This is a genomic window from Clostridium tagluense (genome assembly GCF_003865095.1).
GTDB lineage: Bacteria > Bacillota > Clostridia > Clostridiales > Clostridiaceae > Clostridium_AD > Clostridium_AD tagluense.
Genome location: NZ_BHYK01000050.1, coordinates 1 through 17,490 on the forward strand (window position 1 = coordinate 1; position 17,490 = coordinate 17,490).

Consider the following 17,490-nt stretch of genomic DNA (forward strand, 5'->3'; position numbering starts at 1 on the left):
CATCGTGTAGGCTTGTTTGCTATGCCTATTTTTATTCCTAACTGCTCTCTGAACATAAAATTTATAGCCTTATAATGACTCTATACAAAATCAAGTTTTACATGTTACTTTCCGTGACTACTCTAATTATTATGTGTTAGATTTTATCCTATCAACAAAAATCTCTATCTAAAAAATATATTTGATAGTATATTTTGCTATACATTATAAAGCAATATTTCTAATACATATTACAAATTTAAAAACATTACATTTTTTTAATGCAATTATTTTCTATTTTATCTGAAACTTGAATAACTAAAATTGAATCTATATCATCATTACCATAACTATAGCTACATGAATTCTGTTCAATAAAACCATGACGGACTAATATCTCAAACCTTCTGGCAATATCCTCTTTACTATGTTTTTCAGCATTATTAATTGATAAATAAATATCAGAAAGTAAATTATAGTCATTAATATCAATGTCTATATAACTATTAAAATTACTCTTTATTGTATCAATAATTTTCTTATTAAATTTGCTTTCAATTATTAATTTATCCATATTCAAATCTTTTTGCTTTAACTTATTTCTTAAAGTACCAGATATATAGTCACTCCCCCATCCATATCCATCAATACTGTCTTGAAATATTTCATCACATATTAAAAGCAACTTTGATAGGCTTGTCAGTATTTCTTCATCAACATTAACCTCAAAGTGCATTATACTATTTCTCAAATCTCCGAGCTTGTCCAAATTTGCGATAACTTCGTCAGTAAAACATTTCATATTATATAAATAAGCCAATCGTTGGTAGCTTTCATAAAACTTAACGGTATCAGGAATTTTCCCATTGCCTTTTGATATTGCATATTCAAATATACTTTTATTATCTTTAACCGCATTTCTATATCTATTTAAAACATTATCTTTGAATTTATCAAAGGAAAAAATCATAAATTCATTTTTATCAAATAACATCTTTTTAAACATTAGTTCTAATGCTCCCTGAAAATTTACAATGAACATTCTATAATTGATGAAACTTACATCGCCATCAACTATTTTTTCTAATGTTGCAATTGCTTCTTTCCAAGCCGTAATTCCATTTTCAAAAACATCAATCCTCATAGCTATCTCCTTATTTTATATACAGATTTACGGGCAGTTTTCATTAATAGGCATATTGGTCAAATCATTTTTTTCTATAAATTCATCAACAACCTTACACATTTTTAATTCTTTTGTCATTACTATATTACCAAACCTTTCTTTATCAATAAACTCGCCCTCTGCTAAGTTTCTAACAACTTCTTTGTTATAATAATTAGTTTTATCTGTTTCATCATAAAACACCTTATCTGTTGCTACAACGCACTCATTTTCCCTCCATTTTATTAGGCACACATTTATCCTTTGATAAATGTTTTTTATATAATTACCAATATCCTCTTTTTCAATAATTGTATTAACCATACCTTGTAATTTATTTTGAAGAATCTGTGTACTATTTACTTTATCTAAAGATAAGCAAAATGGCTCTAATAGATTCCAATTTAATTTTTTATCTGTAGTAGGTAAATCTCTAATTCTATCCTTAACCGCTGTTGCATTTTTAATTGCAAATATACCCCAATTTTCCTTTATCTTTATCGGACATCCTCCTAAAGCTGAGTTCGTAATATTTCCAATAGATATTAGTAAAAGACCATGATGAAACGGAAGTTTAAGTCTACATACTTTTGAAATAATTCCCTGTTCATTGAATTTTTCTTTAATAATAACAATTATTTTTAAATTCATTCCATTTATATTAAGTGAAAGCAAGTTACCTTCTTCTTCTGGATACTTAAATATTGGAATAGCCTTATTTCTCAAAACACCATTTATATTCCCTACAAAATCAAGTAAATCCTGTCTTATAACATTTATAATTTCATATCTTGATAGCCTATCATATTTTATATTATTTTCTACATCAATTTCTGCTATAGGTTCTTTGCCTTCAACCAACCTCTTAATTTCTTCTGGAAGAGCTAAATCGCTTGTTGCTTCTCTTCTTATCCATACCTCATTTTTTTTAAAACAGTATTTCTTCTCATACTCAATACAATCTCTATTAAATCTAAAACATTGACGTGCTTGTGGGCCAACTTGTATTATGATAAACTTCTTATCCTTATGTCTTTCATCTGTCACCTTGTTCCAACAACAATTAATTAACTTAACTTTTGGGATAGGAAATATATAATCTTTGCATAAGTTTTGTATGTTATCGTCAGTCAATCTATCATTTTCTACTGACTTAAATCCATTCCGACTATCAGCAACCCCAATAATTAAATAACTTGCAGTATTCCCATTATTTGAAAAAGCAATAATATCCTTAACTAATTCTACTTTCGCTTCATCTTTTCCTCTCATAAAGGCATTACATTGAATTTTATAATCTATATTTTTACATTCACCCTTATTTAATAGTTCCTTAAACTTTTTGTACTCCACTTTATTCTTTCCCCTCCATACTCTCAGAACATCTTATTAAAGTTTTTTTGAATTTAGACTGTATTGGATTAATTAGATACCCTGGTAATATTAGAATAAGCAATTCCCATCAACCTCATTTACTATTTTACACCTTTTAAGTATAAAAGTAGAGTAATTATTTAACCAATTTTTATTATTTTTGTACAATTTAGTGTTTTTATATAAGAACTCATTTCTTACTCCATCCTTCTTTCTCTTTAATTCCCTTCATGCTTTATGTAACAAGTTTTTTAGTCAGAAAACCAATTACATATTGGAAAAACTATTATTTAAAAGTGATAAATGCTTCGTGTTGGGATTTAAGTTGCTATAAAATAAGAAAAAACATAAATGTCTTGGAGTTAATCCATATCATTCATGTTTTTGAACTAATTATAAATTATTTATATCTTATGTGCCAATATTAATTAGAACTCACACAAACTTTCTTATTCAAAAAAAGCAAAAATGAATATTTATTGATTTTACGCAATAAATATTCATTTCTTCAGTTTCCATTAATTTTATTCTTTAACAACTACATGTAGCTTTGTAATAAAGATTGATCATAATATGTCTTAAAAATGGCTTAATCCCGTAGGACTCAGAGATTTTTTTTATAATAAAGTTTGATCAAACCTAAACAGATAACTTATAGTGACTTTTAAATTTTTATAATAAAGTTTGATCAAAACATAGTTAGTTTAACTGTATTCAACCCTCCTTTAACATTGGGCTTAAAGTTTGTTTTATAGTTTTAAACTTTATTTTAAAACTATACATAGAAAACCTACTTATTATTTACTAGGTACGTAAACATTGAATCCAAGCTGAAACAAAATTTCTGTAATCTTACAAAGTATATTTGCAATAGCATGAAGCTTTATTTCTCCATTCTCATCCTCTTCAGTAATGTCCAATATATTGATTTTCTCATGCTTATTTTCGTGAACTATTTCATTTCTTTTGTTTTGAAAATTAACTAAAACATCTACATCCTTCTTATCAAAGCAAATTTTAAAATCGGTTGCTTTAGGTATTTCCTCTAGCCTTTTTATAACTTTTTCAAATGAACCACTTATACATAGTTCCGCTCCTCGTTGAGCTAACACAAGCATATATTCTTCTTTACTATTAAATTTAATAAGTTCATTAAGCGAGAACTTCAATTTTAATTCTGCTTCTTCATTAAAAAATTTTATACATTTATTTAATAATTGAGGCTTTTTTAGAAATATTTCTGTAAATAACTCACGAAACATTTCTTCTATTTGGCTAATAAGGTATACAATCATCAAATTTGGAATAACATCAACTACTTGATTAATTGACCGTACTACACCATCAGTAAACTCATCCTCTAATTCTTTACCAAACCTTAAAGTTTTATAGCAATGGTTAAGTATACTGTCTTTATCATTTAAATATCTATCAATACTTTCATAGTTCCAAAACGGACTTGCAATTTTCCCAAACCATTTTTCATAAAAATATTCCATTCATAACCCCATCCTTTATTCTCTTAATATTTCTTCTTTTTTCACTAACTTCTACGCTACTGTAAATCACCTTTGATATTCACTTAACAGATCTAATTCGACTTAAAATTATACTTAAACATTATCCCTATAATGTTTAAGTATGATAAACCAAAAAAACTTGTCAACTACTTACCTCCTGTTTATTTTATTAATGAAGTCTTTATATAAAAATTTGATTAAAATACTATTAAGTATCTATATAGTAAAAAAACAATGATTAATTATAGAATTTTTAAACTAATGTCACATTAAATATAGAGCGTATTAAAATATTTGTAATGATAGTTTTTTTTAACTTTACCTCTTGTATACCTATATGACAAATAAAAATAAGTAAATATAAATATATCAAAAGGAAGAACTGTTCTGTAAATATCAAAATATATAAGTATGTTAAGTATATTATACAAAGTAATAACAATTATAAAAAACATCTTTAACTTTCTAAATTTCCGTGGCTTTAATAAGAATGTAAAATATCCAAAAATTGATGTCCAAATTAGAAATGTTCCCAACGCCATTAAAATATATGAGTCAATAGGATTACCCGTATCATATAATATATATCTTCCTTTCTCGCTTAGCAAATATCCTACAGCAAGGTATCCTTGTCTAAATATACTCCCTCTGCGCTCCTCCCAATAAAGTGTTACATAATGCATTCTTAACAACGGATTTGATGTAAACTCATTATTTATCATCATTTCAATTTCATCAGGTTCTGATTCCTTATATAAATCTCTCGATAATTTCATCCATTTCATACTAAAATTCATATTATTAATTTGCCCATATTTCGCATATTTGGGAATAGGGTAAAAAATTCCGCCAAACCCTTCTTTAAATATTTGTTCTACTTCTCCTTTAACATGCTTATAACGATATAAAGTTGAATTAATGATTACTTCTCTCCAATTTTTTATTTTTTCTATTTTTAAAATTGTTAATATTAATATTATAATATTTCCTGTTAAATTTAATGAAGTAAAAACTAAAATACTTAATTTATCGACATTAAAATTAAAATATATAAAGTACCATAATGAACTATTAGAGAATATAATCACAATTATACCTGCCTGTATCAATATACACACCGAAACAGAAATAATTGAAATCCAGAAGGTCTTTCTTGAAAGCCCTTATATGAATTATATAAAATTGATATACTAGAAAAAAACTTAAAAGCTGTGTAATTAATTAGTGGAATTATTAGTAGAACTTTTGCATTTAAATCCCTAAATGCTATTGCTAGCGCAGTTAGCATAGCAGGAAGAACTAAAAAATATGCCGTTAATGTTATCACTGTTGTTATAAGCTTATATGATCTAGTATATTTTGAAGAATCCAAAAGTGTTGTAAATCTAAGCTTTAATGCAAATATTAGCACGTATGAAACACCTAGCCATACGATTGGTGTTTCAATTCTCTTAATGACCAATATTCCAATGAACGCTATAAAAGTTGCGAAAAAAAACATTATTATAGGCATCCACGCTAATATAATCATTCCATACTTATCATACATTTTAGTTGAAAAAAGACAGATATTCTTTATGCGACTGCATATCTTTTGAAATTTACTTAGCTTAATTACTTTTATTCGTTTTTTTATTTTTTGTTTTTTTGTTTTTCGGTTTTTTTTGCTCATATCACTTACTCCATCCATAAATAATTGACAAAAATCTTATACATAAATATATTAATCCCTGAAAAGGATTGATCAAGTTTTTCTCTATAGTTTTTAAAAGCGTTAAAATAAAAGCACTAAATTCAAACAAAGTTTAATCATTTTTATGTGCCTCGGTATTACCAATATATAATAAATAAAGAATAATTAAAAAAGATCATTATATATTTATTACCAAAATTCCTTTTCGCACCTTATCCTTTAGTTTAATTTTGGAATTACCTTTTAGTTCATTAATTTCATATTCCACAAAATAGGTCATATTCATTATAATACCTTTTACATTTTATGAACATATGGTATTTATATCATATCTAGCCTTTCTTTAAACCAACATGCAATTTTTTCTGCCATTAATGGTGGTACCGCATTTCCTATCTGTACAAAATTAGCTGTTCGAGGTCCTTCGAAAAAATAGTCATCTGGAAATGATTGAATTCTAGCAGCCTCTCGAACAGTTAGAGACCTATTTTGTGTAATATCGGGATGAATATAATGATGGCCATCCCTAGATATATGCGCAACCACTGTATGCGAGTATTTCTCATTTCCTGCAACAACTTTGTACCGATCTAAAAATGATGTCAAATTATTGTGAGTCTTTAACTTTTCTGGCAAGTCCGTATACTTAATTCTTGTCTTGTCTTTGTTCCATTTATCCACAGCGATTTTATATATTTCCAAATCCCGTTTTATATGTGACCTCGCAATATGATGAGTTAGAATATCATCTCCATATCTTATGCCTGATTCTAAAATATATTTATTGGGATTAAGATTGTAACTAAACCCTTTATATCCTTCTCCAGCTCTTAGTTTCGGAAGATCCCTTAATACATCATCTACAAAGTAATTTATACAGTTTTGAATAATTTCAGGATAACAAAAGTTTAAATCTTTTCGCCAACCAACAATGATAACACGTTTTCTACTTTGTAATACGCCTAAATCCTTGGCATCAATCTTTCGGGCCTCAATATTGTAACCAACTCTTTTCATATATGCTTGAATATTTTTAAAAAGATTACCATCAAAAGCAGTCAATATTCCTGGTACATTTTCAAACACAAATGCCTTTGGCTGGTATCTACTTAGAAATCGCACATATAACTTGTACAAGTAATTCCTAGGATCATCCTTCATTCCATTTTCATCTCTCGCTCTTCCAACTAACGAATAAGCTTGACATGGTGGCCCTCCGATTACCAAATCAATTTCATTATTTTCCATAACACCCAATCTACTATCAATCATTTCAAATATCCTTGGCAATGTCTTCTCAGAAATTTCTTCATTTATTACTGGTTCCATTATTCCTTCAGGAACATATGACAAGAGCTCTCTTCTTTTTTCTACTCGGATTTTTTCCGTTTGATTATACGTTTTTTGATATTCCTTATATAACTCTAACATATTATTCGATTTGAAATAGTGATATGCTGATCTTGTTTCTAAAGTCTTACATGCATAAGTATTTAATTCTATATGTGCCACGGCTTCAAATCCTGCTTTTAAAAAGCCTTCTGAAAGCCCTCCTGCGCCCGAAAACAAATCTAAAAAATTCATAATGCGCCTCCATTAAAATTCGTATTTTATGCCTTTTCTAATATAAAGAATACCAGGTTAATCGAAGATTGTAAATACAGATTAAGCATATTTTTATTAGTATATATATTTCACTCTCTACTTAGCACCTAATTTAACCACCTAGAGTTCAACAAATTGACTTAGATATAAACTAATCATCAATAAAAAACTGTCCTTATATAAAGTAAGGACAGCTTTTTATTATAAATTTATAATTCCTACTCTTGACATATGGGAAGAAAGTTTATGTTTTATTTCTCCTAAAAGCAATTCCCTAAATGAAAAAATTGTATTCTCTTCACATAGATTTGCTTTAGATTCATTAGCAATATAATGAAAATTGAAAGCTATTTTTAAACGTTCCCCATGTACTTCCAATTCAGGTGTACAAAATATGTCTTCTGTATTGTCAATAAATGAGTAATGACTTTCTTCAACAATAACTCCTAGTAATATACGTGTTCTTTTAAGTTTATCTTGGGCATAATCACAAGAAGAAGAAATATCTAATTTTATTAACCTGATATTAGTTAACACTTCTATGTATTGTTTTTTAAATATGGAATTAGACACTTCCTTTAAAAGTTCATTATCTTTAACTTCATAGATACCTCCTGGTTTTTTAATTTCAGTAGAAAAAGTTCTCTCACATAACAATTTAAAATTACTTTTCCCTAAGAACTCCAAATATTTGTTATATACTGCTTTACATACAGACATATCATCAAGTTGCTTTAGCTCATCTATATGTTTAAATGATGTATAATCAGAATTATTCTTTTTAATAATATATTTTTTAGCTGTTTTTGAAATTGAATAAGTATTACCATCTACGGTTTTGATAATTGAGGGGTTACTGATAAAGTTGAACGTTTCTTCATCAATATCTTTTCCTATTAACTGATTCAATAATTCATCCGGCAACATTTGATTGAAAGATGCTAATGCATTAATAATATATTCTCTTGCTGTTGCACCCTCACATAAAGATTTCCCTGCATTAGCTACAGCTAAATTTTGAATTAAGGTTTTGATATTATTATCCCAATCGTCATCTAATTCTGAAAATGCAGCAATATTATTTACCATCTTATTTGCTGCTATATTAACAAGATTCTCCCACATTAAGAGAATAGATAAAGAATTTACTTCCTTTAATTCTTCATCTAACTTGGCTAGTAATAAACTTAATCCATTCTCTTTAATTTTAACTGACTTTATTGTTTCATTTATATTATTATTTTTTAACACCTCCAATATTTCATTTTTAAATTCTTTTTTATAGCCAATATCTAATGCGGTCGCTACCTCATCATATACTTCATTTTTTTGATTACACGTTTCTATAAAACTATTTTTATCCATATTTATAATCAAATATGGTTTAGGAGTTCCTATAACATCTTTGAACCCTTTTTTGAAATCTTCCAAATACTCATTATCATGCTTAGACCATACAAGCAAAATATACGGTCCATTCTCCATACTAATTACAGATCTTAACAAAGTAAAAAGAAACGTAATTATATTTCGTGAATCCGTAACAGCTGAAAATCTCATATCTAAAAACACAAATCTAATTCCATCTACTGCCTTCTCTGGTTTCGTTTCTACCTTTCCATTCCAATAAACTGTAGAGATACCTTTTAGAGCTAGAGCTTGTATAACCGGTAAGGCCTCTTCATAGTTGTCATCAAGTACAAACACCTTATGATTATTATTTATCTCCATTTTGCTCCTCCTTAAATGCCAACGCTATTATTGCTCCTTGTTTGTATTCATCCGGCAATTGCAAATCGTAGAACTCAGGGAACATGAGTTCACCACCATGCTGATTCATTAATTCACTTGCCAAATGAAGTCCCAACCCCATCCCTCCTGGTTTGTCAGTTATAAATGCTTTAGTAGCCATTTCTGTTGGTATTGTAAATCCTTTCCCATTGTCAGCAATAATTATGCTTATATAGCCTGGGATATCTCGTGTAATATCAAAATATATCTTTTTTGAAGATACTTTAGCATAATGAAGCCACCAAATTGAATTATCTATTATATTTATGATACTACTGGTAATTAGACTTTGATTTCCTTTTACCATAAAATCACTACTTGTATGTAGATATTTCTTTTCTATTGAGATCTCATGTGCAATAAGTCTAAAATCCACCATAAACAGTGATTGGTCTATTAAATTTTTAACATTAAATTTTGTAATTGATTTAGCCTTAATAACTGAAGCATATCCATCGGTTAATTGACCCAATCTCTTAACTAGATATCTTACACCGTCTGAAGCATCCTCTGCTATTAGTGCATACTTGATTTCAGAAATGATTTTATCTATCTCATGCAAAACTACATTCATACTTAACCCAACACTTGAACTTCTTTGGTAAACTTCAGTTATATGTTTATAATCTTTTTCAATATTATTTAAACACCCATATAACTCATCCTTTAAATTTTTATCAAATATTCTTTTTTCTATTTTTTCTTTTAGAATAGCTACCTCTGACATAACAGGTTCTGATTTTGCTGTAGCACCATAATACTTTTTCAATCTTTGTTTATCTTGAGCACGATCTCTTTCAAACTTTCCTACTGCAAAAATAACTGCTTTCTTAAAAGCAATATAGGCATTATCTTCAATGAAACCCTCTCGATTTGTTTTTTCTCTCAAATCATTACTTTGGTCACGTTTTATATCGATACTTCCTAACACTAAATTATTACTTATTTTATCTCCTGGTGAATTCACACGCCTCGAACCTAATCCTAACCAATCATTCTCACCCTGCTCATATATTCGTATACCATCTCTATAAACATATATTCCTCCATTTGATTTCATATAAGATTTTAAACCTTTTATATCAGACACTCCCATTTTAAGAATTGAAGAATCTAAATCAAAACTTAATAATTCTATTTTTACTTGACCAATTTTATAATCCTTTAAATCGATTGGTTTTAGTTCATTTCTTTTACTCCCATTTTTTGTTTCTACTTTAACAGGCTCAACCATAGCAATTTCTTCAAAGACATTAGTCCTTTTATCAAGTTTTTTCATAGATTTCCATGGTATAAAGTTGTATGTATAATTAATTATCTTATCATCAGATAATGTCATCTCCGCTTTAAATAGTGCATAATCCTTAATTTCATCATATTCTGTTAAACCTTTTAACCACTCTTTATTATCAATTTCAAGCCTAACATTGAACGAATCAATGGATTGGAATGGCGAATTCATAGCATTAATTGAACGCTTCAAATCCCTAACTTTCCCTCTTGTCCAATCTATTTTTAACTTTTCTATAATTATTTTTGTTCCTATTGGGCTACCATTTAAATATTCTTGAGTAGGTTCTCGTTCTATTACTTCAATTGGAACATCTGACAAATACTTATTAGAATCAAATACAGTCCAATCTATTTTTATATAAACCTCTTTGCAACCTTCAGCTCTAGTTATTAATGTAATTTTATTTCCTAATTTATGAACTCCAAACCTTCCTATTCCTTTCTCACCCATAGGTAGCCTATTAAGTTTACTTCGGACATCTTTTTCTATCATCTCTTTTAATTTTTTCTCTTTGTTATCTGTACCTGGCTCCATCCAACAGTTTCTCACTGTATCTAAAGACATTCCATCACCGTCATCTTCAATTACAATTACAGATTCTTCTGCGAGTTGCATCTTCCCCATATATATTCTTACTTCTTTAGCATCAGCATCATATGAGTTCTTTATTAGTTCTAAAACAGCTATACTCTCATCCTTTATTAGCTGTTCACCTAACTGTGACATGAGTCTAGCCCTAGGTTTAAAAGTAATCGATTCAGTCATTATTGACACCCCCCCATTTATTTCAAATCAATATTCTGCATTCTCTAACATAACTAACAACCATTACATCTTTAGACAATATGAGTATAAAGAGAATTTAAGGTACTAATATAATTTATTTATAACTAGCATGACCTTACAATATATTACTATCATCTATAAATTATAATAGATTTTTCCTTCTCTCACAAAAATACTTTTACTAATATGCTTTTTTCTAAAAACTAATATACCTTGCTTTTCAATTTTATCTATTTCTCCATTACTCCACTTCCCACTTTCATTAACTAATCCTAATAATAGTATACTATATATTTTCTTCCAATGGACAAAATCGTTTGATTTAATTAGCAGCATCGATAACGCTCTTCCCTCTCTTTCAACCTCTATTAAGCTACATTCTCTACCATCAATCATAGTTATTTTTCCAATGGCATATTTTCTCTTAGATATTCCGTCGCTCAGCCTTGAAAATCTTTTTCCATTTCTACTTTCTTGGAGTTCACCAATTATTATGTCTACCGATTTTATATAATATCTTTTTCTTAACAACATTAATATCTCAACAAATTCTTCTAATTGGCCATGAACCTCTACGTTTTCTAAACTAATAAATTCGAGTCCCTTAATTATATTCTCTCCACCAGTATCTGCAGTAGTCCTAAGATTATTGCTCTCTAAAATATATGTTTTAGTATTCTTATCTTCATTATTCCTTATAATTTTTCTTCCACTTTTCTTCTTATTTAATTTAGGAACCCTTTCATATTCATGGTTAATCATAAATGTACTTATTTCATCTGATTCTTTTGTTGATCCATCTGCATTTGATTCCAGTTCCCTATAACCCTTTGCATTATTACTAACAATTTTTCGTTTTTTAGTATCATTGGAAGAGACTGATTCTTCTAAGCTTGGATGATATACATTTATCTCTTCTGCATTAATTCTCTTCTTATTAAGAGATATTATCTCTAATATTTTTACAATATAACCTTTCCTTTCTACTCTAGCTCTTATATTGAATCTATCAAGTAAGAACTCATACTTTAACTCTTCTTTTTTCCATATCACTTGACCAACACTATTAAATATTCTCAATACTGATGTATTTGTAAGTACCCAAGCTAAATGGTTTACCTTTTCATTTTTTAAAAGTTTTGATTCATATTCAGAGGTGAAATTTAAATCGAGTTTTCTTGCTTTTATCTCATAGGTAAAGTAATTTTCAAAAGTATCCATTTCCAATAACCTATTTAGCATGAACTTATCAGGTGCTAGAACCGCTCTTATAACTTCAATTATAGGTATAGTATATAATAATCCATTTTTCGAAAAATTAAATGTTTTAGATTTTGTTTTATCCTTAAAACCAGAACCCCAAACTTCCCAATATTTTTCTTTATACTCACCTTTTATTCCATCAAGATTTATGTCAATAACCTCAGTTCTACATCTGATACTTTGTTTTCATCTATATTTTTTAAAAATGGATTAATTACTTTAACAAAAACATTATTTTCTATTTCCTCATTTAACTTATTTAAGTCATCACACTTAGGAGAGGCTACGTTGCTGTCAATATTTACGTAAATAAGTTGATTATTCTTTTCATTGATCCATATTATTCTTATACATTCTTCTTTATAATCAGTATACTTAAACACCATATTCTCAAGTATCATGATATATTTAGCTCCTTATTTAAAACTTTTTCCCTTAAATCGACATTATTTCTACTATCGATATTAATAATTTCACTTAATTCTATACTAATTATTTTTTTAGCTAATAAGTGCTTAAACAAAGCTATTCCTGTGCCTTTATCTAAGGCCATATCCTTGTCAAATAAAGATGATATTTCTCTAATTGTTTGTTCTGGAGCTATAATTCTCTTAATATATTCTAAAATTAAATCCTGCACTTCGATGTTAGTCATTTCAACAAAAGCGTCCAAGTTATCTATATCATAATAGCTAAGAAAAAAGCTAATGTTCTTTACTATTGCCTTATCTACTTCTTCCTCAGTAATTATAGCCCAGTTAACGTTCCTTCTCTGCCAATAAACCCTCTTAATTTCAAATTTCTCTGATATTCCTCTATTTAGAAGGTCATTTTTAGCTTTTATCGTCCTCGCTAAGTTAAGTATTTGCCCACCAGTTTCTTCTGTTATAAGAAAATCAGTAGTCATAACTATGTATTCACCATTTTTAGGATTCTTCAGATGTTCTATACCCAATTCATTTGCAATTGTTTTAGTTTCTTCTAGTGGAAGTGCTGGAAATTGTTCTCTACTATCTTTGACACAATCAGAGAATCCCAGTATATAGAAATAGTTCCTTTCCATATCAGATAAGAATTCATGCTGCCTTCCCGTTTTTATCCCCTTCAATCTTGTACTTCTACCCAAGGATGCCACATCCTGAATTTTTAGCCAAGGCTTATACTCACTTCCTATACCTAAACCCCTTCCTTCTTTGATTAACTTTTCAATATTTAGTTTTCTCTCTCGCTTTGCCACACACTTACCCCTCTTCAGATAAAATATTTTCTAATTTTTCACTAAATCTTTAATCATTATTTTTTAGCATAATATATTGGAGTATCATCAATTATTTTTATAATATCTTCCTGTTCTTTTTTTATATATGTACCATTTAATATTGCATCCCTTATACATTGTTTGTCCCCCCCAATACTTTTATCTGAGATAGTAGGTTTCCTTTCTTTTGATTTTTGCCTATATCTAGAAATATAATCTTGAATAAGAAAAAGAATTAAAGGAATAAATATAATATTAAAAATTGCTGCCATAAACATTTCAGATTGCACTATTAATTTAGAAATAGCCCCTTTTATTTCTATATCTCCATATCCTACTGTATAGAATGTCGTTGCGCTAAAGTAGTTGTATTCACTAAAAAAGCTAGTAAGAAAACTTCTTTTAAAGCCATTCAAAATTATGTCACCCTGTTGTTTTCTGCTAACGTTTTCGTTTTTTACCATCTCTAAATCAACGTAATCCTGTAAAATTGGGATACGTATCAAATTATTCTTTTCTGCTTTATTTATTGGAAAATCATTATAAATATCCTTTCCTATATTACTATCAAATCTCATACCATCATCATATGTATAAAATCCATTTATACTTTTATTTAAATTATAATGATTATTTATAGAACTGTATATTTTCCCATATGAAAATATAATTAATACAGTTAACAGGGTGTAATAAAAGAAAGGAACCATTAGCCCAATTTTATGTAATGCCAATTCAGTATAATGTATTATACTAATCACCAGCCTTTTTAAGATAACTATATAATTCCTATTTGATAAAATTGGGGTCTTATTTATTTCATAGGTATATACTTTAAAAATAATATAAAATGTTTGAAACATACAAAAAAATATTAAACAACAAATTATAAAAACAAACATAAGAAAAATCGTTTCGTCAGACGTTTTTTCTTCAATTACTTTAAGGCTATATATACAAGCTAGTATTATTAATATAGTCACAGCATTACTAAAAATCAACGTGACTATACTACGTGTGAAAAAGAATATAATACACATTAATAAAATTTCTATACCTAGAATCCTTAAATTTTTCTGAGAAGGAAGTAATAACATAATGAATATTATTGCAAATCCATCATCTATCAATAATTCTTTTATGTTTTTTAAATTTAAAAAGTAACTTTTAAATTCTTTCATTTGTTTATTCTCCTCTTTTCCTTTATAAAGAATATTTATGTATAATAAAAGCCACCAATTAGTTACTTTATGTTTTAACTAATTAGCGGCGATTTATATAATTTCTGTTAGAATCATACAGTTTTGTTCAAACTTTATTTTAAAATTTCAATCTTTGTTTTAAATTATCAAACTTTGTTTCAAAGCTACAACTTGTGAGCTATAATTAATATTGTCATAAAATCATTTCAAAAGACTAAATTTCATAATAAAATTCGTGTCACTTTTATAATTACTATTGTCATAAATCGTGTTTTTTATATTTAGAATTGGCATTTGTTGTTTAAATAAAATTTGAAAATCATAAAATTTAAAGGGAATCTTTCATTTTAGAAATGACTTCTATGAGTTTTTCGCTTCTTTTTACAGTCATTATACTAATGCCAATCTTTTCGGATATACTTTTGTATGTAATTTTTTCTTCATTAATGTACATTTCCTTAATCACTTTACTAATCATTTTAGAATGTTTTTCTATTAAAAAGTCTTGCCTCCTAATTTCATAATCTGACACATGTTGGTGAATTGTTCTACTTAAATATGGATATTTATTATATATTCTTCTTTCATCAATTTTAATATTAGAATATACATTATAACAGTTGATTTTAATACCACTGCTTTCCAAACTACCTATGTACCGTTCAACTTTTTTTATAACCCCCTCATTAAAATGATTATCTTTATTATTATAAAATTCCTTTACATTCAATTTTTGCTTTTTTCTTATCTTCAACGAATCTTTATATATTTTATTGTCATTTTTGGATATGTTGATAATAGACTTAACATATGCCTCTGGTATATTGTAGTTGAAAAAATCATCAATATTTAATTGTATATATGTAAGAGAGTATAATAATCGTTGTACCGTAATATACATTACATTAGTCCTATCGTTAATATACTTAACTATTTTATAAATTATGGATTTATCTATTGATTTTATTTCCCTTGATTTCAAAATTCCACAGTTAAATTTAGACACATATAGCAACCCTATTCCTAATGATTTAATTTTTGATAAGCCATGTATATTATTAAAACTATTTTTATTAAAATCTAATAAATAATGCCACTGTTCATATCTTTTTAACTGCTCGTCAATATAATGACTTTCATTAATTGTATATACTTTTACATCATATAAATATGAGCCACATTTAAAACATTTAAATTCATTAAGTTCATCTGTTAAATATGGTTGTTCTATTCCACATGTAAGACACTTATCAGTTAACTTTATAAGATGTTCATTACATATCTCAATATCACTTACTTGCCATATAAGCTTGTAGTATCCATATATCTCAATACACTTGGAACAAAATCTTCTATTTTTTACCTCCTTTTGTCGATACATTGTTTTAAGATATTCTTTTTCATCAAGTTCCATATTATCAAAAAATTTTTCATAAACTGTCATAAAAGTCATTGCTTCTATTATATTTTTATTTAAATTAGTTAACTCAGATAAAATGTCAATACAAACAACATTTTTGGGGAAATCATCAACTTTGTGTACAACATTTCTATATTTTATGGTTTTTGTATTACTCTTTTTATAAATATATGTAAAGACCTCCTTCGCACTCATATAATTTGCATATCCAAGTCTCATTAAATATCCAGACAAAGATTCTTCATTCATTGGTTTAGGACGTATAGCAAATCGTGTAGTCATAATATTACCCCCTTACATAATAATTTCGTTACTTTCCAAACATTCTTGGGTAGTAATAAAAATGTTAAGTCATTTATCTTTAGATTTATTTAGCAAATTAAGAATTATACTATCTTTTAAAAAGAAAAGAGACCGTACTATCTAACGGTCCCCTTATTCAAAAATTATATCTTTAAATTAGTGGTATTTCACTTTATTAAAACTAAAATATCATTCCCCTTTTAATAACTTTGTTCCTTCCTTATTTTCATATTGTGTTGAACAACTTCTTGTCTTAATAATTTAGTAATTTCAGGGGATGACCTCCACAGAACAGTCCTAATTACACCTAAATGCTCATATATGTTTGTAGGACTTATCATAGTATCTTTATTTTCGTTTATATACTTATTGGCACTATCCACTATATTTTTTTTAAATTTAATAAGTTTTATTTTTTTTTGTTTACTTTTCATTTCTGCTACCACGGAATTAAATCCCCAATTTCTTAATGTTTCAGGACAAATATTCATTTCTTTGCATATACTTTCAATAGTAATGTCAATTTTATAATTAAGCATGTATTCTAATTTTGAAAGCAATATTTCTTTTCTTTCATTTAAGTCATATTTATGTTCCACCAACTTAGGATGTTCTTTAGAATTAATTTGATACATTACCTCTTTATGAAACCTATAAAATAAGAAATGATAGTAACTATTCCAAATAATCCAATTTTGAATATCTTTAATTGTAGTGCGTCAAAATATAGCTTTATGGAACTGCATTCCTAAGTCAAATTATAACTATAATACTAATAATTATCTAGTGGTTATTTGCTTTTTTACTAAGCAGATTATTCCTATAACAAAGCTCCTA

The 17,490-nt window shown here is 27.6% G+C and carries 14 protein-coding genes; all 14 read right to left on the reverse strand.

The window, feature by feature from the left end; genetic code table 11:
* Positions 1-247: 247 nt before the first annotated feature.
* Positions 248-1,123, reverse strand: coding sequence for a hypothetical protein (locus Ctaglu_RS22990; RefSeq protein WP_125006148.1), 876 nt, complete (start codon positions 1,121-1,123; stop codon positions 248-250).
* 27 nt (positions 1,124-1,150) lie between these two features.
* Positions 1,151-2,497, reverse strand: a complete 1,347-nt coding sequence (locus Ctaglu_RS22995) for an AlbA family DNA-binding domain-containing protein (RefSeq protein WP_125006150.1) — start codon at positions 2,495-2,497, stop codon at positions 1,151-1,153.
* A gap of 818 nt (positions 2,498-3,315) precedes the next feature.
* Positions 3,316-4,017 (reverse strand): hypothetical protein, encoded by a 702-nt coding sequence (locus Ctaglu_RS23000; RefSeq protein ID WP_125006152.1) that lies wholly within the window; start codon positions 4,015-4,017, stop codon positions 3,316-3,318.
* A gap of 290 nt (positions 4,018-4,307) precedes the next feature.
* Positions 4,308-5,126, reverse strand: coding sequence for a hypothetical protein (locus Ctaglu_RS23005; protein WP_125006154.1), 819 nt, complete (start codon positions 5,124-5,126; stop codon positions 4,308-4,310).
* A gap of 17 nt (positions 5,127-5,143) precedes the next feature.
* Positions 5,144-5,710, reverse strand: a complete 567-nt coding sequence (locus tag Ctaglu_RS23010) for a hypothetical protein (protein ID WP_125006156.1) — start codon at positions 5,708-5,710, stop codon at positions 5,144-5,146.
* Positions 5,711-6,052: 342 nt separating this feature from the next.
* Entirely contained in the window at positions 6,053-7,315 is a 1,263-nt protein-coding gene (locus Ctaglu_RS23015) for a DNA cytosine methyltransferase (RefSeq protein WP_125006158.1), read from the reverse strand.
* Between the two features lie 222 nt (positions 7,316-7,537).
* Positions 7,538-9,067, reverse strand: a complete 1,530-nt coding sequence (locus Ctaglu_RS23020; protein WP_125006160.1) for a hypothetical protein — start codon at positions 9,065-9,067, stop codon at positions 7,538-7,540.
* Positions 9,054-11,186 (reverse strand): ATP-binding protein, encoded by a 2,133-nt coding sequence (locus Ctaglu_RS23025; protein ID WP_125006162.1) that lies wholly within the window; start codon positions 11,184-11,186, stop codon positions 9,054-9,056. The genes Ctaglu_RS23020 and Ctaglu_RS23025 overlap by 14 nt, the downstream gene beginning before the upstream one ends.
* Positions 11,187-11,342: 156 nt before the next feature.
* A complete protein-coding gene (locus tag Ctaglu_RS23030) occupies positions 11,343-12,428 on the reverse strand; it encodes a Tn7-like element transposition protein TnsE (RefSeq protein WP_125006164.1) in 1,086 nt (361 codons plus the stop codon).
* A gap of 188 nt (positions 12,429-12,616) precedes the next feature.
* A complete protein-coding gene (locus tag Ctaglu_RS23035) occupies positions 12,617-12,871 on the reverse strand; it encodes a hypothetical protein (protein WP_125006166.1) in 255 nt (84 codons plus the stop codon).
* Complete coding sequence (locus Ctaglu_RS23040) at positions 12,868-13,707, reverse strand: TnsA endonuclease N-terminal domain-containing protein (protein WP_125006168.1); 840 nt, start codon at positions 13,705-13,707, stop codon at positions 12,868-12,870. The genes Ctaglu_RS23035 and Ctaglu_RS23040 overlap by 4 nt, the downstream gene beginning before the upstream one ends.
* A gap of 56 nt (positions 13,708-13,763) precedes the next feature.
* A complete protein-coding gene (locus Ctaglu_RS23045; RefSeq protein WP_125006170.1) occupies positions 13,764-14,909 on the reverse strand; it encodes an ion channel in 1,146 nt (381 codons plus the stop codon).
* A gap of 349 nt (positions 14,910-15,258) precedes the next feature.
* Positions 15,259-16,632 (reverse strand): TniQ family protein, encoded by a 1,374-nt coding sequence (locus Ctaglu_RS23050; RefSeq protein WP_125006172.1) that lies wholly within the window; start codon positions 16,630-16,632, stop codon positions 15,259-15,261.
* A gap of 221 nt (positions 16,633-16,853) precedes the next feature.
* Entirely contained in the window at positions 16,854-17,288 is a 435-nt protein-coding gene (locus tag Ctaglu_RS23055) for a hypothetical protein (RefSeq protein ID WP_125006174.1), read from the reverse strand.
* Positions 17,289-17,490 lie beyond the last annotated feature (202 nt).

Excerpts from the sequence above, each read along its gene's own strand:
- Ctaglu_RS22990 (WP_125006148.1), bottom strand. The coding sequence starts at position 1,123 with ATGAGGATTGATGTTTTTGAAAATGGAATTACGGCTTGGAAAGAAGCA.
- Ctaglu_RS23000 (WP_125006152.1), bottom strand. The coding sequence starts at position 4,017 with ATGGAATATTTTTATGAAAAATGGTTTGGGAAAATTGCAAGTCCGTTT.
- Ctaglu_RS23010 (WP_125006156.1), bottom strand. The coding sequence starts at position 5,710 with ATGAGCAAAAAAAACCGAAAAACAAAAAAACAAAAAATAAAAAAACGA.
- Ctaglu_RS23015 (WP_125006158.1), bottom strand. The coding sequence starts at position 7,315 with ATGAATTTTTTAGATTTGTTTTCGGGCGCAGGAGGGCTTTCAGAAGGC.
- Ctaglu_RS23020 (WP_125006160.1), bottom strand. The coding sequence starts at position 9,067 with ATGGAGATAAATAATAATCATAAGGTGTTTGTACTTGATGACAACTAT.
- Ctaglu_RS23025 (WP_125006162.1), bottom strand. The coding sequence starts at position 11,186 with ATGACTGAATCGATTACTTTTAAACCTAGGGCTAGACTCATGTCACAG.
- Ctaglu_RS23030 (WP_125006164.1), bottom strand. The coding sequence starts at position 12,428 with ATGGATACTTTTGAAAATTACTTTACCTATGAGATAAAAGCAAGAAAA.
- Ctaglu_RS23035 (WP_125006166.1), bottom strand. The coding sequence starts at position 12,871 with ATGATACTTGAGAATATGGTGTTTAAGTATACTGATTATAAAGAAGAA.
- Ctaglu_RS23045 (WP_125006170.1), bottom strand. The coding sequence starts at position 14,909 with ATGAAAGAATTTAAAAGTTACTTTTTAAATTTAAAAAACATAAAAGAA.
- Ctaglu_RS23050 (WP_125006172.1), bottom strand. The coding sequence starts at position 16,632 with ATGACTACACGATTTGCTATACGTCCTAAACCAATGAATGAAGAATCT.
- Ctaglu_RS23055 (WP_125006174.1), bottom strand. The coding sequence starts at position 17,288 with ATGTATCAAATTAATTCTAAAGAACATCCTAAGTTGGTGGAACATAAA.